Source organism: Flavobacterium sp. Root901, assembly GCF_001429765.1.
In the GTDB taxonomy this organism is placed as follows: domain Bacteria; phylum Bacteroidota; class Bacteroidia; order Flavobacteriales; family Flavobacteriaceae; genus Flavobacterium.
This window is the reverse complement of sequence record NZ_LMJB01000006.1, coordinates 186,796-205,883: the sequence shown is the minus strand read 5'-3', so window position 1 is coordinate 205,883 and position 19,088 is coordinate 186,796. Positions and strand designations below refer to the sequence as shown.

19 protein-coding genes are annotated in these 19,088 nt (G+C 33.4%); 12 read left to right on the top strand and 7 right to left on the bottom strand.

The genetic code is table 11. From position 1 onward, the window contains the following. The first annotated feature begins 87 nt into the window (after positions 1-87). Positions 88-1,458 (top strand): 30S ribosomal protein S6--L-glutamate ligase, encoded by a 1,371-nt coding sequence (gene rimK, locus ASE21_RS10325; RefSeq protein ID WP_057122580.1) that lies wholly within the window; start codon positions 88-90, stop codon positions 1,456-1,458. A gap of 96 nt (positions 1,459-1,554) precedes the next feature. After that, on the top strand, positions 1,555-2,073 hold the full coding sequence (locus ASE21_RS10320) for a DUF421 domain-containing protein (RefSeq protein ID WP_057122579.1): 519 nt from the start codon (positions 1,555-1,557) through the stop codon (positions 2,071-2,073). A 54-nt stretch (positions 2,074-2,127) separates the two neighbouring features. On the opposite strand, the gene ASE21_RS22295 is transcribed toward ASE21_RS10320, so the two are convergent. The 6 genes from ASE21_RS22295 to hutH all read right to left on the bottom strand — a co-directional run bounded on the left by ASE21_RS22295 (position 2,128) and on the right by hutH (position 7,851). After that, positions 2,128-2,847 (bottom strand): hypothetical protein, encoded by a 720-nt coding sequence (locus ASE21_RS22295; protein WP_242410252.1) that lies wholly within the window; start codon positions 2,845-2,847, stop codon positions 2,128-2,130. A gap of 140 nt (positions 2,848-2,987) precedes the next feature. Continuing rightward, the gene (locus tag ASE21_RS22290; RefSeq protein WP_242410251.1) at positions 2,988-3,485 is read right to left on the bottom strand and encodes an SMI1/KNR4 family protein; all 498 of its coding nucleotides are present in this window, start codon (positions 3,483-3,485) and stop codon (positions 2,988-2,990) included. Between the two features lie 31 nt (positions 3,486-3,516). After that, on the bottom strand, positions 3,517-4,032 hold the full coding sequence (locus ASE21_RS10310; RefSeq protein WP_057122578.1) for a hypothetical protein: 516 nt from the start codon (positions 4,030-4,032) through the stop codon (positions 3,517-3,519). Between the two features lie 249 nt (positions 4,033-4,281). Further along, positions 4,282-5,613, bottom strand: a complete 1,332-nt coding sequence (locus ASE21_RS10305) for an inorganic phosphate transporter (RefSeq protein WP_057122577.1) — start codon at positions 5,611-5,613, stop codon at positions 4,282-4,284. A gap of 30 nt (positions 5,614-5,643) precedes the next feature. After that, positions 5,644-6,288, bottom strand: coding sequence for a DUF47 domain-containing protein (locus tag ASE21_RS10300; RefSeq protein WP_012024643.1), 645 nt, complete (start codon positions 6,286-6,288; stop codon positions 5,644-5,646). 48 nt (positions 6,289-6,336) lie between these two features. Then, positions 6,337-7,851 carry a histidine ammonia-lyase gene (gene hutH, locus ASE21_RS10295; RefSeq protein WP_057122576.1) on the bottom strand — a complete coding sequence of 505 codons (1,515 nt, stop codon included), beginning with the start codon at positions 7,849-7,851 and terminating at the stop codon, positions 6,337-6,339. A gap of 664 nt (positions 7,852-8,515) precedes the next feature. On the opposite strand from hutH, the gene thrA reads away from it, so the two are divergent. The 8 genes from thrA (at position 8,516) to ASE21_RS10255 (ending at position 17,353) form a co-directional block, all read left to right on the top strand. Further along, positions 8,516-10,963 carry a bifunctional aspartate kinase/homoserine dehydrogenase I gene (thrA, locus tag ASE21_RS10290; RefSeq protein WP_057122575.1) on the top strand — a complete coding sequence of 816 codons (2,448 nt, stop codon included), beginning with the start codon at positions 8,516-8,518 and terminating at the stop codon, positions 10,961-10,963. 148 nt (positions 10,964-11,111) lie between these two features. Then, positions 11,112-12,032 carry a homoserine kinase gene (locus ASE21_RS10285; protein ID WP_057122574.1) on the top strand — a complete coding sequence of 307 codons (921 nt, stop codon included), beginning with the start codon at positions 11,112-11,114 and terminating at the stop codon, positions 12,030-12,032. Between the two features lie 11 nt (positions 12,033-12,043). Next, positions 12,044-12,511, top strand: coding sequence for a hypothetical protein (locus tag ASE21_RS10280; RefSeq protein WP_057122573.1), 468 nt, complete (start codon positions 12,044-12,046; stop codon positions 12,509-12,511). A gap of 435 nt (positions 12,512-12,946) precedes the next feature. Further along, positions 12,947-14,236: a threonine synthase gene (thrC, locus tag ASE21_RS10275; protein WP_057122572.1), complete on the top strand. Its 1,290-nt coding sequence runs from the start codon at positions 12,947-12,949 to the stop codon at positions 14,234-14,236. A 158-nt stretch (positions 14,237-14,394) separates the two neighbouring features. Then, a complete protein-coding gene (locus tag ASE21_RS10270; protein WP_057122571.1) occupies positions 14,395-14,931 on the top strand; it encodes an alpha-ketoglutarate-dependent dioxygenase AlkB in 537 nt (178 codons plus the stop codon). 484 nt (positions 14,932-15,415) lie between these two features. Continuing rightward, complete coding sequence (locus ASE21_RS10265; RefSeq protein ID WP_057122570.1) at positions 15,416-16,387, top strand: DUF2806 domain-containing protein; 972 nt, start codon at positions 15,416-15,418, stop codon at positions 16,385-16,387. A gap of 132 nt (positions 16,388-16,519) precedes the next feature. Continuing rightward, positions 16,520-16,984 (top strand): hypothetical protein, encoded by a 465-nt coding sequence (locus ASE21_RS10260; RefSeq protein ID WP_057122569.1) that lies wholly within the window; start codon positions 16,520-16,522, stop codon positions 16,982-16,984. A 3-nt stretch (positions 16,985-16,987) separates the two neighbouring features. Further along, the gene (locus ASE21_RS10255) at positions 16,988-17,353 is read left to right on the top strand and encodes a hypothetical protein (RefSeq protein WP_057122568.1); all 366 of its coding nucleotides are present in this window, start codon (positions 16,988-16,990) and stop codon (positions 17,351-17,353) included. Positions 17,354-17,526: 173 nt separating this feature from the next. Here the strand turns inward: ASE21_RS10255 and ASE21_RS10250 are convergent, their stop codons facing one another. Then, a complete protein-coding gene (locus ASE21_RS10250) occupies positions 17,527-17,919 on the bottom strand; it encodes a helix-turn-helix domain-containing protein (protein WP_057122567.1) in 393 nt (130 codons plus the stop codon). A gap of 168 nt (positions 17,920-18,087) precedes the next feature. Between ASE21_RS10250 and ASE21_RS10245 the strand changes: the two genes are divergently transcribed. Together ASE21_RS10245 and ASE21_RS10240 are read left to right on the top strand one after the other, a co-directional pair. After that, the gene (locus ASE21_RS10245; protein ID WP_057122566.1) at positions 18,088-18,555 is read left to right on the top strand and encodes a hypothetical protein; all 468 of its coding nucleotides are present in this window, start codon (positions 18,088-18,090) and stop codon (positions 18,553-18,555) included. Positions 18,556-18,584: 29 nt separating this feature from the next. After that, entirely contained in the window at positions 18,585-19,088 is a 504-nt protein-coding gene (locus ASE21_RS10240; protein ID WP_057122565.1) for a hypothetical protein, read from the top strand.

The window sequence follows — 19,088 nt, the reverse complement described above, 5'->3', positions numbered from 1 at the left end:
ACGGGTATTTTTTTTGGATAATTTACTATCTTTAGTAAAAGCAAATAGCTATTTTTGGATTCAAATTTTATAACAAAAAAACAAAGTATGCTTCAAAACAAAGTCATTTTAGGCAGCGAAGAATGGTGCTCATTTCCAGAACTTGGAATCCCGACAATAAAGGCTCGTGTAGATTCTGGTGCCAAAACTTCGGCAATGCACGCCATAAACATAGCTCCTTTTATAAAAAATGATGCTAATTGGGTAAAATTTGATATTAACCCGATTCAGAATAACATTAAAACTATTATTCACTGTGAAGCTCCGCTGGTAGACAAACGAATTGTAAAAAGTTCAAGCGGTTACAGAGAACATCGTTATGTTATTCAGACAAATTTAAAAATTGGCGATGCAAAATGGCCGATTGAAATGACTTTGACCAATCGTGACTCAATGGGTTTCAGAATGCTTTTAGGACGTGAAGCCATGAGCGGACGCGTATTGGTTGATCCGGAAGAAAAATATTTACTTGGACAGCCTACCACCGAAGCCTTAAAAGAATTATACCAGAACTCAGAAAAAGCAAGTTCCGGTTTAAGAATTGGTCTTTTAGCCAGTAATCCGGAATTATACAGCAATAAAAGAATCATGGAAGCCGGCGAAATGCGAGGACATGAAATGCATTTTTTGAATATCAAAGAATGTTACATGAAATTGGACGCCAAAACTCCTGAAATTCATTACAGAGGCGGAAAAATCCTGAATCAGTTTGATGCTATTATTCCACGCATCAGACCGAGTATTACTTTTTACGGCTGTGCTTTAACGCGTCAGTTTGAAGCTTTGAAGGTTTTCTGCTTAAATTCTGCTACAGCCATTACACAATCCAGGGATAAATTATATTCATTACAATTACTTCTAAACAGCGGGATTGACATTCCAACAACCGGATTCGCTAATTCTCCGCTGGATACAGACAATCTTATTAAAATGGTGGGCGGTTCACCTCTAATTGTAAAATTATTAGAAGGAACGCAGGGAAAAGGTGTTGTTTTGGCAGAGACTAAAAAAGCTGCAGAAAGTGTTATTAATGCTTTTAAAAGTTTAAATGCCAATATCTTAGTTCAGGAATTTATTAAAGAAGCAAACGGAAAAGATATTCGCTGTTTTGTGATCGATGGAAAAGTGGTTGCCGCCATTCAGCGTGAAGCTATGCCGGGCGAATTTAGAGCCAATATTCATCTTGGTGGAACTGCATCTGTCATTAAAGTAACTTCTGAAGAAAAAAAGATTGCTATAAAAGCCGCAAAAGCAATGGACTTAAAAGTAGCAGGAGTCGATATTATCCGTTCATCAAAAGGACCGTTATTACTTGAAGTTAACTCTTCTCCGGGTCTTGAAGGAATCGAAGGCGCGACAAACAAAGATATTGCCGGAGAAATGATTAAAGCAATCGAAAAAAATTTCAAGCTCAGTTAAGTTCATTTCAGCTTAATCCTATATAAATAATTTAGCAGCTTTGTCAAAGTTTACAACTTTGGCAAAGCTTTTTTATTTAACTTTAAAATAAAAAATATGGATTTTCCTTATTTAGATATTGTTTTGAGAAGTATTGCTGTTTATTTTTTCATGACAATAGCTTTACGCATATTTGGCAAAAAAGAACTTTCGCAGTTAAATACAGCCGATGTAATTCTGATTTTATTAATCAGCAACTCTGTTCAAAATGCAATGGTTGGACCAGATACAAGTCTAATTGGCGGATTGGTCGCCGCTTTTGTTTTGTTTATTATCAATTTTATTATTAAAAAACTAACCCGCAAATACAAAGTTTTTGGCGAGTTGTTGCTTGATAAACCTCAAATCTTAATTCACGACGGAAAGCTGGATTTTAAAGCCCTAAGCAGACTTGATATTTCTGATGAAGAATTAAAAGAGGCCATGAGAGAACACGGAATAGAATTTTTTAAGAACGTAAAACTCGCAATGCTGGAAATTGACGGTACAATAAGTATTATTTCTGAAGATCAAAAAAATTTAAAGCAGACGCATTATAAGCGTCGGCATAATCGAAAAAATCTGCAGAAGTTTTGATTCAAATAAAAAGACCGATTTCAATTTAAAATCGGTCTTTCATATTTCAGGATTTTAATAATTGACTTTTTTTATCGTTTTATTGGTTAAACTAAAATCTTTAAGTCGATGATTTAGATTCGCTAAAACATAATCTTGTTCCTCCGGAAAACGCTCAGCAATGGTTTTATAATACTTCAAAAGTCTTTTATCTTTTACACCGTCTAAAGCTTGTAAAGTAATATGAACAACCCTATTAGCTTCATCATTTAAACCCAAAATAAAAGTATCCAGATAATCAGTCTTATTCTTCAAAAGACCAAGTGAATAATAAGCTTGTACCCGTATTTCAACGTTTTGATGTGAAGCAAACGGAATTAAAAAAGTGCCATAATCAGCACCACTTTCTTTTAACAAATAGGTACAAAAACAAAATGTTTCATTATCGTTTATTTTGACAGCATTTTCATTAATCACATCTAGCCAATCAGCACTTTTATCTTTTACGTACCAAAATACAGTTTGAAAAACGGTTAATAAATCACTTTTTACAAAATCAATCAAATAAGGACGTGCCAGATTATAATCAAATTTGGCAAGCACTTGAAGAATTCTTTTTTGAATTTCCACATTGCTTGCTTTAAACTCTTTGTCTAAAAACGTTAAAGCTTCTAAATCTATTTTCTTCTTACGCAGCATTCCAGACAAACACTCCAATTTAATCTCCTCATCTTCTGTTGAAACATACACTTTTAAAATATGCGACACCGAACCGCCCAATGTGTAATTAAACAAATCGCGATCTTCAGTTCGGCTTTCAGCCGTAATTTCATCAAGCCAGCGCTCGTACCAGTCTAAAAAATTGGATTCGAAAACAAAGTAAGGTTTTTGCCTGTCTAAATCAACTCCTACTACTTTTCCTTTAAATTCTCCATTTAAAACAAGACCATAATAATACGAACAGCCTTGGCTTCCTTAGGCAAAATTCCCGCAAACATTTTACCTAATTCCTCATCAAATTCTTCATCTGAAATATCTTCATTCTCATCAATTTTGCGTGTTAATTCCTTCCAGAATTCATCGCTCATCTTTGGATATATCACACAATTTTTCGCCAGACAGTTTTCAGGATTCATATAAATCAATTCCTCAATATGCTCACCAAAAGGAAATATCCCATATGAAGGTCCAGCAGCAGAATTTTGATAAGATATTCCTCCGTTACCAATATTCATTAAAAATTCTTTGTAACATTCCGGAAGATCAAGATTATATTCTTTTTCGAACTTCAAAATTTCATCAGCTGTAACTGCTTCTCCTATTTCATATTTATGAGAACTTGCACCAAATACTTCAAATTCTTTATCAGCATCTTTTGCTAAAATGAGTTTCTTTTTGATTCTGTTTATTTGATCCAAGTTTTCAGGGTTCATATTTATATTATGATAAAATTTAGCTTTTAAATTACTTCGCTGCTTTATTAGGAATTACAGATTTTCCATAAAATGGTAAAATTAAATCACTATCTGCATATTTGCCATTTAAATCCGATTTAACTGGGCTCTTTACTAATAATGTATTAAATCTTCCTTCAACATCAATATAAATTTTCTTTTTATTTAAAGAATCAGCCGCTTTTAAGCAGTCTTCAACAGCGTACAACAATTCTTTTCTGGATGATTTTTCAATACCTTTCATATCACCTACCTTCACAATAATCAAAATTGTATCGTTTTTTTCTTTTGAAAAATATTTTAATTTATCTGTCTTAATACCTGACAACGTTATGTTTACACATTCTTGTACAAAATAAGAAATAGGATCTGTTTTTTCATTTGGAGTGTCAGTAACTTTAGCCTGATCCTGCAATAAATAAGCCTGTCTCATATCATCCGGTGTAGTGTTACCACAAGAACAAAAAGCGATACCAATAAACATTAAAGCCGCAATTGAAGCAGCAAAACTATTAATTCTTTGCATTTGTATTTTATTTTTTATTAAACAATTTAAGCTCTTGTTGAAATAAGCATCATTTCAATACTGCTCTATTTTTTTTGCAAAGGTCTTGTTACTACACTTTAAAAATATCCCCTAAAAGTTTTTTAATTTTCATTTTAAGACAATTATTGATCTGAACACAAACATAAAAAAAGGCCGATTTCAATTTGAAATCGGCCTTTTTTTATGTTAACAAATGTGATTTACATCCACATTTTACAATAATCTTTTTTAAATAAATACGCTTAGTACAAAATAAACCAAACCAGCTAAAATTGCTGAAATTGGAATAGTAAGGATCCACGCCCAGACTAAACTTACTGTAACACCCCAGCGAACTGCTGATACACGTTTTGTTAATCCAACACCAATAATAGATCCTGTAATAGTATGCGTTGTACTCACCGGAATTTTTAAGTGTTCAGTAAAATAAAGTGTCAGGGCTCCGGCAGTTTCTGCAGCAACACCTTCAAAAGAACTTACTTTTGTGATTTTAGAACCCATTGTTTTCACAATCTTCCATCCACCACTTAAAGTTCCTGCTGCAATTGCAGAATAACATGCTAACGGAATCCAGCTTGGCATTTGTCCTTTAATTCCTAAATCTTCATTAGGTAAAACAACATCCAGCCAGGCATCCATATGCACACCATGATTTGTATTAATATAAACTGCAACAGCTGCTGCAATAATACCCATTACTTTTTGTGAATCATTTCCTCCGTGACCTAAACTAAATGCCGCAGAAGATAACAATTGCATTTTTTTCAAAGCAGCATCTGCCTGATGAAGATTTAAACTACTGAATATCAAACAAAATGCACTTACTGTTAAAATAATAAAAGCAACTAAAAACCATTTTATATTATGACCTTCAAAAGCTACACTCCAAAAGTGAGAGGAAAATCTCGGTTTATCTATCTCAGAATAAGGAACCATTTGAGAATATACAAACCAAACCGTGGCGATCATTAAAACTATTGTGAATATTTTTGGACCAATACTTTTACGGGAAGCATTTAACAGCCAAATCGAGATTAAGTACGATGCCAAAGCTCCTAATAATGGTGCCAAAACAATAAAAGCAATGATAATAAGAACTCCGGAAGGCATTGCGCCATCTTTTCCAGCCTTATACCAGCTTACAATTTCATACCAGTAATGTGTTGCTCCGTCTTCTCCAACATAACCAGAAAAACCATGAACTGCAATAGCATGCGCAACCGCAGCTCCTGCAAAACCTCCAATTAAAGTATGAGAAGAACTTGAAGGAATCCCTAGCCACCAAGTCAATAAATTCCAGCAGATTGCCGCAATTACTCCGGCAAGAATTACAACCAGGTTAATTTCCATTGTGTGCGCTGTTTTAGCAACAGTATCTGCAACACCAAATCCGAAAACCCAATAAGCCAAAAAGTTAAAAAATGCTGCCCAGACAACCGCCTGAAAAGGTGTCAGAACCTTTGTTGCAACAACAGTCGCTATAGCATTTGCCGCATCATGAAAACCATTGATGTAATCAAAAATTAAGGCTAATACTATAATTAATATAAGTAGCGTCATAAAATTATAACTTCAGAATGAAAAATTGAATTAAGAATGTTTTACAGAAATAGATTCCAGTATGTTCGCAACACTCTTACATTTGTCTGTTGCTGATTCTAAAACAGATAACACTTCTTTATATTTAATAATATTTTTAGCGTCTGTTTCGTTTTCAAAAATTTCAAAAACTGCTTTGTTATATACATTATCAGATTTGTTTTCCAGTTTGTTAATTCTGGCACAAGCATCCTTAATGATTTTAAAATTCTGTAGATTTCTTAATTCTTTAACTGCGCTGTCAATATTCTGACAAGCTTCAAGATTGATTTCAGTCATTTTTCTGATAGATTTTGTAATCTTATCAACCTGATACAATCTCATACGGCTTGCCGCACCGTGAAGGTAATCGGCAACGTTATCAATAGAAGTAATTAATGTATGGATATCCTCTCTGTCAAATGGAGTGATAAAGTTTCTGCTTAACTCTAAATTGGTCTGACGTGTAATGTCTTCTCCTTTTTGTTCTAATTCGTCAATTTTTTGAAAAAGAATTTCTCTTTCTTTCAATGGAAGGTTTACAGCTTCGTGTAAGTTAGAAGCTAATTCAATTAAATTGCTTGAAGCCTCTTCAAAAAGTGGAAAGAATTTCTTGTCTTTCGGCACTAAAAATTGGAAAATACTGTTTATTGACATTTTTATATTTTTGATAGTGCAAAATTACTTCAATAATATTTTACAATGTTAAGCCATTGTTAACAAATCGTTTTCTATTTGGAAACTCTTTAGGAACAAAACTGTATTTTCAATATCTATATGTAAAATTCTGTCTTCTTTAACCAATGGAACGACTTCTCTGTAACTGCTGAGGAACATTTCGATAAAATCACTTGATTTTAAAGGCTCCCTGTAAGCAATTGCCTGTGAAGCATTCAGTAATTCGATTGCTAAAATACGCTCTAAATTGTCTAAAATTCGTAAGGCTTTTGTTGCTCCGTTAGCTCCCATACTTACATGGTCTTCCTGACCATTGCTGGAAACAATACTGTCAATACTTGACGGAGTTGCCAGCTGCTTGTTCTGGCTTGCAATACTTGCTGCGGTGTATTGCGGAATCATAAAACCGGAATTCAATCCCGGATTATCTACTAAAAAAGCAGGAAGATTACGTAACCCTGAAATTAACTGGTAGGTTCTTCTTTCAGAAATACTTCCTAATTCTGCCAGCGCAATTGCCATAAAATCTAAAGCCAGTGCTAAAGGCTGACCGTGAAAATTTCCACCGGAAATAATCTGATCCGCCTCAATAAATATATTTGGATTATCTGTAACGGAGTTGATTTCCGTTTTAAATACTTTTCTAACATAATCAATCGCATCTTTTGAAGCACCGTGAACCTGCGGCATGCAGCGAAAAGAATAAGGATCCTGAACATGTTTCTTTTCCTGAACGATAATTTCGCTTCCGTCCAAAAATTCTGTTATGCGCTGCGCTGTTACAATCTGGCCCTTATGCGGACGTATATAATGTATCAATTCGTTAAACGGCTCAATTCTTCCGTCAAAAGCTTCTAACGAAATTGTTCCGATTAAATCTGCCAGATATGAATATTTATAAGCTTTAATTAAAATGTGTGCTCCGTAAGCACTCATAAACTGTGTTCCGTTTAATAATGCCAAACCTTCTTTTGACTGTAAAACAATCGGCTGCCAGTTGAAATGTTTTAAAACTTCGGCCGCAGCCACTTTTTTACCTTCAAAATAAACTTCGCCTTCTCCTATTAAAGGAAGAGATAAATGAGCCAGAGGTGCTAAATCTCCCGAAGCTCCAAGTGAACCTTGTGTATAAATTACAGGCAGAATATCGTTATTATAAAAATCTGCCAAACGCTGCAGTGTAATTAACTGAATACCGGAATGTCCGTAGCTTAAAGATTGGATTTTAAGCAGCAGCATCATTTTTACAATTTCGGACGGAACTTCTTCTCCTGTTCCGCAAGCATGAGATTTAACTAAATTTTCCTGAAGTTTTGATAAGTTTTCATTGGAGATTTTTACACTATATAAAGATCCAAAACCGGTATTAATTCCATAAATAGGCGCAGTATGCGATGCCATTTTTTTATCTAAATAATCACGGCATTTTTGAACATTGACCTTTGCCTCTTCAGACAGCTCAAGCATTTTATCATTTGCTAAAATCTCGTGCAGTGTTTCTAAAGTTATGGTTTCAGTACTAATATAATGGATTTCTCTCATGACATTTTTAAATTTAAGATGTCAAAATTCAACAAATCAATATTAAAAAGCAACATTTTATCACAATAATTAAAATTTGAACAGAACAGATTTAACCATTTTAATTATTTCACAATAATAATCATACAAAACAAAGCTGTAATTCAGGAGGTTTTTAACTTAAAATCACATAATTTCATATCAAAAAAGATGCTCAGCTTTGGTTTATTTCTTAAAATCGCACCTTGAAATCTGTCAAAACGGCAACTTAACATATCTAATTTTAACAAATGCTCAATATTGAAATCTAAGGATTTGAATTATTAAAATATTCGCAAAAAGGCTTTTTAGGTTTTTAACTTTTATAAAAAGCTGTAATTTTGAAAAATCAAAAATGAAAAGTAACAGCATAAAATATCAATCTGCAATTATTACAGCTCAAACAGAAGCTGCAATTGCTGTTACCACAATTTCTACTACAACTACAACTACCCCTTAGGGGTATACATTTTTACATATAATCCAGATTATCTATACTTTTTTCTTAAAAGAAGAAAGGTATTGGATACATGAAAAACATTTACAAAAAGAAAAAGAAGACACAGTTTTTCAGTTTCAGTTCATAGTTGATAACCTTTGAACTTTGTTACTCAAAATCTTTGCACCTTATTAAAAAATATCAAAAATGAAAGTATTAAAATTTGGCGGAACTTCGGTTGCCAATGCTCAAAATATAAAACTCGTTCTCGAAATTGTTAATCAAAAAGCCAAAAGCGACAAACTGGTTGTTGTAGTTTCTGCACTTAGCAAAGTAACAGATTTACTGCAGTCTGCAGCAGCAAAAGCAGCGGCAAACGACGAAGGTTTTAGGGAAATTGTTGCTGAAATAGAGAAAAAACACCTTGACACTCTTAAAGAACTTATTCCGGTAAGCGAGCAAAGCAGTTTGTTAAGCCATGTAAAAAGAATCATCAATCATTTAGAAACTTTATTAGACGGCTGTTTCCTTTTAGGCGAATTATCTCCAAGAACTGCTGATACTATTTTAAGTTTTGGAGAATTGCTTTCGTCTTATATTATTGCGCAGGCTTTTCAGCAAACTGATAAAGAAGCTCTTTACAAAGACAGTCGTGAATTAATTAAAACAGATCATAACTACGGAAAAGCGGCGGTAAACTTTGAAATTTCTAATAATTTAATTCAGGAATATTTTGGGCAGAATGAATCTAGGATTAATATTTTACCCGGATTTATTGCACAGACTCTTGACGGAATCACGACAACTCTCGGCCGCGGCGGATCTGATTATACAGCGGCAATTATCGCCGGAGCAATTGATGCCGAACAACTTGAAATCTGGACTGATGTAAACGGAATGTTTACGGCAAACCCGAAAATCGTAAAACAAGCACAGCCAATTGCGAATATTTCGTACCAGGAGGCAATGGAATTGTCTCATTTTGGTGCTAAAGTTTTGTATCCGCCTACGATTCAGCCGGTTTTAAGAAAAAATATTCCGATTTTAATTAAAAATACTTTTGAACCGGAAGCTGAAGGCACTTTAATTTCTGATCATGTTGTAACAAAAGATACAGTCGTAAAAGGAATCAGCCATATTAATAATATTTCGCTTGTTACTCTTGAAGGTCCGGGAATGATTGGTGTTGCGGGTTCTTCCCGACGTTTGTTTGAAGTATTGTCTCAGGAAAAAATCAATGTAATTTTTATTACTCAGGCTTCTTCGGAACATTCTATTTGTATCGGAATTTTAAATTCTGATGCTGATAACGCCGAAGCTGCGATTAACAGGGCTTTTGAAATCGAAATTGCACAAAACAAAATCGATCCTTGTTATGTAGAAAAAGACCTTTGCATTATTGCTTTGGTGGGCGAAAACATGAAAAACCATCAGGGTTTGAGCGGAAGAATGTTCAGCACTTTAGGAAAAAACAACGTGAATATCCGTGCCATTGCGCAAGGTGCTTCTGAACGTAATATTTCGACTGTAATAAACGAAAGAGACGTTAAAAAAGCACTGAATACGCTGCACGAGAATTTCTTTGAAGAAAATACTAAACAGCTCAATTTATTTGTGATGGGAGTTGGAAATGTAGGCGAAAAATTCATCGAGCAGATTCACAACCAAAAGAAATTCTTAAAAGAGGTTTTAAAAATTAATGTTCGCGTAATTGCTTTGTCCAATTCAAGAAAAATGCTTTTTGATGAAGATGGAATTTCCTTAAAAGACTGGCAGTCGACTTTAGATAAAGGAGAAGCTGCAATTGCAACAGAATTTATCGCCCGGGCCAAAGAACTGAATTTACGCAACAGCATTTTTGTAGATATCACAGCAAATGCAAGCGTTTCTGATATGTACGAGAAATTCCTAAAAGAAAGTATTGCCGTTGTAACCTGCAACAAAATTGCCTGTTCTTCTGCTTACGACAATTATAAAAAATTAAAAAGCTTATCACGCCAATATAATGCGCCGTTTTTGTTTGAAACAAATGTTGGTGCAGGATTACCAATTATTGATACCGTAAAAAACTTAATCGCATCCGGTGATAAAGTGCATAAAATTCAGGCAGTTTTATCTGGAAGTTTAAACTTTATTTTCAACAATTTTGATGAAAACAATTCTTTCCACGATGTGGTAAAAGAAGCCGGAGTTCAGGGTTTTACTGAACCGGATCCAAAAATTGACCTTAGCGGAATCGACGTGGCCCGTAAAATCCTGATTTTAATTCGCGAAAGCGGTTACGAAATGGATATTGATGCCATTGCAAATGAATCGTTTTTACCGGCAGAATGTCTGGAAACAACAAACAACGAAGATTTCTTTGCCTCTTTAATCAAACATGCATCGCATTTTGAAAACATTTATAAAGAAGCTTTAGCCAAAGATTCAAGATTAAAATACGTAGCACAATTCGAGAACGGAAAAGCTAGCGTTGGTCTTCAGTTTATTCCAAAAGATCATCCGTTTTACAATTTGGAAGGAAAAGACAATATCGTGCTTTTCTACACCGATCGTTACGTAGATCAGCCTTTATTAATAAAAGGTGCCGGAGCCGGTGCAGCAGTTACAGCTTCAGGAATTTTTGCAGATGTAATTCGAATAGGTAATATATAAAGGTGCTAAGGTTCTAAGATGCTAAGGGTCTGAGTTTTTTTCAAAACAACCTTAGCATCTTAGAATCTCAAAACCTTAGAAACTTAAAAACAATAAGTTGCAAAGAAACCTTAGAATCTTAGCATCTTAGAACCTCAGAACCTTAAAAATGGAAATAAAATTATTCTGTCCCGCTACAATCGCAAATCTTTCGTGCGGATTTGACGTACTTGGACTTTGCTTAGACAATGCGGGTGACGAAATGATCGTTCGGAAATCAGATCAAAAAGGAGTACGGATTACTAAAATCGTGGGTGCCGATTTACCGCTTGAAACGGAGAAAAATGTTTCGGGTGTTGCAGCTTTGGCGATGTTGGCAACTTTAGACGAGTTGGATTTTGGATTTGAAATCGAAATTTATAAAAACATCAAAGCCGGAAGCGGTATCGGAAGCAGTGCGGCAAGTTCTGCCGGAGCGGTTTTCGGAATTAATGAATTATTAGGAAGACCGTATTCGCGAAAAGATTTGGTACAGTTTGCCATGCAGGGCGAAAAATTAGCCAGCGGAAACGCTCACGCAGACAACGTTGCTCCTGCCCTTTTAGGCGGTTTTACGTTGGTAAGAAGTTATGCTCCACTGGACATTATCAGAATCGATAGTCCGGAAGAATTGTTTGCTACGGTGGTTCATCCTCAAATTGAGTTAAAAACTTCTGACGCGCGTTCGGTTTTAAAACAAACGGTTTCCCTAAAAAGCGCCATTATGCAATGGGGAAATGTAGGCGGATTGATTGCTGGTCTTTACACCAAAGATTACGATTTGATTGGCCGTTCGCTTCACGATGAAATCGTAGAACCTTTAAGAAGTGTTTTAATTCCGGGATTTGACCAAATCAAGCAAACGGCTTTAGAAAATGGTGCTTTAGGTTCTGGAATTTCAGGTTCTGGTCCGTCGATTTTTGCTTTAAGCAAAGGAAAAGAAACAGCCGACCAAATCGCCAAAGCCATGAGCGATGTATACGAAAAAATGAATTTACCATATGAAATTCACGTTTCGAAGATTAATCCGGATGGGGTAAGAATTTTGTAATTTCTTGAATTATGGATGAAATAACAAAAGAAGAGCAAATTGAAAATTGGTTAAAAATTGGTTTCAGCCAGCCAGAAGAAAGAATTTCTGAAATATTTTATTTCGATAAAAGGGACAATCAATTTTTCTCGATTCTTGTTTCTGATTATTTTCATTTTGATGATGATTATAATATTCCTAAAAATGCTGTTTCAACCTATTCTAAAGATATTTTAGTAGTGTTAGCAGAAAGAATGAAACGAATTGAAAATGATGACAAATCAATTATTTCATTAAGCAGAGCCAAAAAAGATGAAAATCTTACGGATGAATATTTAAATCAAAAAATAGAAACATTCTTAAATTTAAATTCAATAGAGATAGCAACTGCAACCATTTGGGAAGTCGATGAAATTGGAAGTGTTACTATTAACTTGATGGATGATGAATCAGAAGCTAACGTAGGTAAACAAAAAAGTTGGTGGGAATTTTGGAAATGATTCACACTATCTAGATAATTTTTGATAAAAAAATAAATAAAAACTATAAAGTTTGTCAGGCCGAGCGACGTCGAAGCCCACGCAAAGCATTAACATACAGTTTGTCATTTCGACGGAGGAGAAATCTCCGCGAGAAACTCGACAAAGATTGGAGATTTTCTGTACGGAGCTACTTGCGGAGATTTCTCCTCCGTCGAAATGACAAAGATTGCCGAATTACTGTGAGGAATCACGAGTGCGATTTCTCCTTACGTCGAAATGACAAAAAATGCGCTTAAATAATTATTGAAATAAAAATAGTACCGCAAAGCTTTGCGTTCTCTGCGTTTTCAAAAGAAACAAATCCTTTGCGCTCTTTGCGGTTAAACAAAAAACAACCATTAAATTTTAGACAAAGAATGAAAATCTAAAATCTAAAATCAAAAATCTAAAATAATGAATTACTACAGTTTAAACCATAATGCCCCAAAAGTTTCTTTTCAGGAAGCTGTAATACAAGGATTAGCGAGTGACAAAGGATTATATTTCCCGGAAAATATTACACCTCTTGATCCTTCATTTTTTGATAAAATCGAAAGTTTAAGCCACGAAGAAATGGCGTATGAAGCAATTAAACAATTTGTGGGCGATGAAATTCCGGAAGCAAAATTGAAAGAAATCATTGCTGATACTTTGGTTTTTGATTTTCCGGTGGTGAGAGTCGAAGACGGAATTTATTCGCTAGAATTATTTCACGGCCCTACAATGGCGTTTAAAGACGTTGGAGCGCGATTTATGTCACGTTGTCTGGGTTATTTCAATAAAGATAAAAAAGACGCTAAAAATACCGTTTTAGTTGCAACTTCCGGCGATACAGGCGGAGCAGTTGCAAGCGGATTTTTAGGTGTTGACGGTGTTGATGTTGTGATTTTATATCCGTCTGGAAAAGTGAGTGATATTCAGGAAAAACAATTGACGACTTTAGGGCAGAATATTAAAGCTCTTGAAGTTGACGGTGTTTTTGATGATTGTCAGGATATGGTGAAAAAAGCATTTTTGGATGAAACTTTAGCGCATAAGAACCTGACTTCGGCGAATTCTATTAATATTGCGCGTTGGTTACCACAAATGTTTTATTTCTTCTTTGCTTACAAAGCATTGAAAAACCAAAACAAACCATTGGTTTTCTCTTGCCCAAGCGGAAACTTCGGGAATATCTGCGCCGGAATTATGGCAAAGAGATTAGGTTTACCAATTGAACATTTCGTGGCTTCTACAAACGTAAACGACACAGTGCCAAGATTCTTAGCAAACGGAAAATACGACCCGAAACCTTCTAAAGCAACGATTTCTAACGCAATGGATGTTGGAAACCCAAGTAACTTTATCAGGATTCAGGAATTATACAATAATGATTTAAAGGCTTTTGAAAAAGATTTCTCTTCTTATAGCTATACCGATGAAGAAACGCTGGAAGCTCTAAAGAAAATTTATAACACCGACGGTTACATCGCAGAACCTCACGGCGCGGTTGGGTATTTAGGTCTCAAAAAAGAACTTGAAAAATATCCTAACGCCATTGGTATTTTCTTAGAAACCGCTCACCCAATTAAATTCTTAGATGTTGTTGAACCAGCGCTGGGAATTACGCTTCCGATTCCGGCACAGATTGAGAGTGTTATTAATGAGGAGAAAGTTAGTGTGAAGATTGGGAGTTATGAGGAGTTGAAGGCTTTTTTGGGCTGATATTAATTTCTAAATAAAATTCTATAAGCTGCAAATTTCAAGATTTTCTTCTTGTGATCTTGTAGCTTTTTTTATTTATTAATTTTATTACATTTAGGGAAATTTATAAGTTGATGAATTAGGATCAATATTTATAAATTTGATTAAAACGATATAAAATGAATTTAAAAGACCTGGCTGAAGACTTAATTTTTATAGAAAAGATTGATTCTATAGATCCATTAATGTTTCATGAAATAGCAAATAATACGGAATGGGATGATTCAATGGCTGCAAGAAAAACAGCTAGTTATGGGAAACCATATAATTATAACAATATGACATATGCTGAAAAGAAGTTTCCTGCATATATATCTGAATTGGCTAAAATAGTAGAAGAACGTATTTACTTTGATCCAAATAATTGTTTAATAAATTATTACTACAAAAGCGATTCTAAAATGGGCTTCCATTCTGATCAAATAGATATTCTATATGAAAATACCGGAATTGCAATTTTTTCGCTTGGTTCAAATCGTATAATGAAATTCAAAAACAAAAAAGACAAATCTATTTCTTTTGAAGTGGAACTTCAGTCGCAAAGTTTAATATACATGACTCAAAATTTTCAAAATGACTGGCTGCATGCAATTTTATCTTCATCTCAGGAAAATAACGAAAGAATAAGTATAACCTTTAGAAAAATAAAAGGCTAATTTATAAATTCTAATTTCAATTCTACCTACTGATCCTCATACTGTTGTGAGTACATCGTTGGTGAATATAAAGATTGCTTGATTTTTATAATTTTAAAAAGAGCCACAAGCGAGAATTAATCTTCAGATTCCTACTCAAATTGAGAGTGTTATTAATGAGGAGAAAGTTAGTGTAAAGATTGGGACTTATGAGGAGTTGAAGGCTTTCTTGGGGTAAATTATTTTTATAATATAAAAACGATTGGGATTTATTTCAGTCGTTTTTTATTCAATTATTTTTTCTTAAATATTTTTTAGATTTCTTTTCTTCTAAAAAACATTTTTTCTCCATCAAGTCTAAAAGTATAGTAAGAAAAAAAACTATTTATTTGAAAAGCAAAGAAAAAAAACGAATCAAACCTTCGCCTATCTAACCAAATAGAGGTGTAAATGCGGAAGGTTTGTTTCGCATATAAATGAGTTAGAGCTAATAAAAAACAAAAATATGAGCAAAGATAAAATTACTGAAGACTTAGAAAAAATACCAATGATGGAACCCGAAGCAATATTATCAACTTTAGACGGTATACCCTTACCACCAGCAATAAAAAAAAATCTTTGGAAATCATTAGGAAGACTAATAACGGGGCTAGTTGATATACCTGTAGCCTTTTTAGAATCTAAAACCGAAAGTATAAAAGGAGAGACTATAGCTTTAAATATATTCAGACAAAAAATTATTGAAAAAGCTTCTGATGATTTTATAGAAGATACTGAATTAATGAACCGTGCTGTAAACTATTATGGTTCAAAAGTTTTAAGGGAACAATTAAACAGAGAGAAGGTATTTGATAAGACAATAGAAGATTTAAAATTAAATACACCAAATGAAGACACTGACAAAGAAATTGATGATGACTGGTTAGTAAATTTCTCAAGGATAGTAGAAACTAAATCAAATGAAGATGTTCAATTAGCACTTTCAAAAATATTGTCTGGAGAAATAAAACAACCTGGTAGTTTTGGATTAAAGACATTACAGACTCTTGCTATACTTGACCAAGAAACTGCCAAAATTTTTGAAAAATTTTGTAGACTAAGTTACCAGAATTTGTCATTACCAGAATCACCATTACTTGTACATGGGCCTTTTAAAAGTCCTGCAAGTAATTCATTACGAGAATTCGATTTAAGCTATAAAGAAATATTAGAGCTACAAGATTCAGGTCTAGTACAAAATGAAATAGGAGTTCAAATAAACTTTTCCCAAGCATTTTTCAATTTGCCATTTACATTAGGTAAACAAGTTTATAAAATTACACCTCAATATGATTCTGTAAAAATTGAAAAGCAAGTAAACTGTACCTGTTTTACCAAAGTTGGAATGGAATTAAGAAGAGTAATGGATTATAGTTTTGATGCCAAGTTTAATGAAAAATTTATGGAATGGGTAAAAGAAGAGTTTAAAATTGAATAATTACTTGCCCTAACAGCCGCTTGGCAAGATTAATTTTTGGCATTAATGGAAAAATTACGCATCTTTATTCTCAAACCTCGCCACAAGATAGAACAATAGCAGTAAATTAAAAACCGACACAGAGCAAGAACAATGACAAATGAAGAATTGAATTTAGAAAATAGAAAAATAAATCAAGAGAATTTTAGAAACTTACATAGTTTGCAATACGATAGAATTGGAAAATTAGAAAGTCAAGAAAATTATATAAGTTCATTTGTAACTGGATTGAGTACAATTACAATCGCATTTTCTTTCATAAGTGAAACCTTTGACTCCAAATTGAAATATATAGTTTTACCTTTAATTTTTAGTGTTGCAAACATAATTGCAATTCTATACATTCAAAAAACAAGAAGTTTTATTAAATTACATCAAAGTAGAGCAAAGAAATTGCGTGAAACTTTTGCTGAGAATTTTCAAGCCCTGTATGAGGAAATCAAAAAGCCAGATAGTAATAAAGATATTTTTAACCGAACTAATTATATGTCGGCTTTGCATTTAGTAATTGCAATTATTGGATTTTCAATAATCTATTATTTTAACTTTAAAAATTAGAATTTGGAAAGAGGAACAATTTTACAAGCAACGCATCGAGCTTTAACACAAGGTTTTCATTACATAGTATATTTTGAAGGAAATCCCGACCAAGATTTTATAGGTGGAATGATTACACATTATAATGGGAATGGAAATGTCCCTATGCAACCAGAATATTTTGAGATAAACGATAAGAATGATAAAGCTTTTAAAGTTACTTATGATAATTCTTTTTTAGTAGTTGGAAAATTTATTAAACCTTCCCAATGGGGTCCATATTCAAAAGTGGGAAAACTCTCCGAAGAGGGAATTCAATTTTTAGAGAATATTATTGGTAATTTACCTTTCGAACCATTTGCTTATTATTATAAGAGAAATCAAAAGTAACCACCTGTCCCCCCTGCTGGCGCGGGCTTCTCGCTCGTGAACACAAAGAAATTTAAAAACCAATTGGAGCGTGCACATGCGGGACTCTCGCGTTAGCAATCGAACCAGATAAGAATAAAAAAGAGACCTCATCAAGGTCTCTTTTCAATTTAATAATATCTTCAAAAAACGAATTATTTCCCGTTTAATAACTTCTCCAAATAATTCACTTTATCTTTTTCAGCTTGCACCAAACGTTCGTAAAGTTCAACAACTTTATCTAAAGGATTAAAAGTGCAATTATAATTAAGTCCGGCATTTACAATACCATTATCGTGATAAGTATTTCCAATAATATTTAAAACCGCTTCTTCTGAAAAGTTCCTAATAGCTTCAACAGAAACATCAAGAGCTTTTGCAATCTCTATAAGTTTTTGTTCGTCTACCGTTTCGCTGTTTTCAAGAACAGAAACTGCCTGCTGGCTCATTCCTAAAGCCTGCGCCAGTGCTTCCTGTTTCATATCTTTAAGCTCTCTGATACGGCTTATATTTCTGCCGATATGTTTTGGTTTTGTTGCTGTACTCATATTTCAAAGATATTTAAAATTCTGAAACGAAAATAGGTTTTGGTAAAAAACAAGATTTTTTTGCAAGATACGCTTTTCAAAATTCATATAAATTATCTTTCTCTAAGGCTTTCTTTTCAAATTTGAATAAGTTTATTATGTTTGATTTAAAAAACAATAAAACTCAATATGGGCACAAACATTGTTCTGGTCTTTTTAGCATTAATTATTATTTTTCTTCTCATATATCCAAAAATTCAATCCTGGATTGATTATTATAAAGAACAAAGAGCAATAGAATTTAAACAAAAAACAGGTCTTGATTTCTGGTCAATGTACAGATTATCAGCTCCAAAACCTTACTTAGAAAATTTGATATTCAAATCTGCTGTTTTTTATTTTGATGAAGATAATTTATACCGAATAAAACCAAATGAACCTTTGATTAAATATCCTCTTTCAACAATTACCGAAGCCAGGAGGACTATGATTATGATTAATAACAGAAGAGTTTGGAAAATAATAATAAACCAATCGGGTCAGCAAAGAATATATAAGTTGAGAGCTTACAAAAACTTTAGCCTTTTCTTAGAGAAAGTAAGCGAAAATCCAAATGCAATTGTAGATGATAGATATATTTGGGGAATATTTGAGTGATTAAAAATCAATAGTTTAAAACATTACAAATGGCAATCTGGCAATATCTCTTAATCGTTGTTCCAAAAAATTCAATCGATAAGAATTACAATATTTTTGAAACTAATAAAACTGAATTTTTGCCAGATACTGATTCATTCTGGAAAAACTTTGGTGGCAGTATTACTGCTATTATTTCAGAATTGGATCTAATTCTTCCAAAAGCTGATTGGGGTAACGAAACTTATTTAAACTGGAAAGGCAATGGCAATAATAACGAAGATAATGATGCCTGTATTTACTTAACAGATGATGCAACTCAAATAAAAGAATTTCAATTCAGAATTGATTTGAGAAAAGCATCCAATGTTACAAATGTTCTTAAATCAATTTTAGAACTTTGCAAAAGATATGATCTTGTACTAATTGATTTAAAAGGAGAAATTTTTGAACCTGAATTAAAAGATATTGTAAATAGTCTAAGAACATCAAATGCTTTCAGCTTTATTACTGATCCTATAAATTTTTTTGAAAATTTAGACCCTGAAAAATAA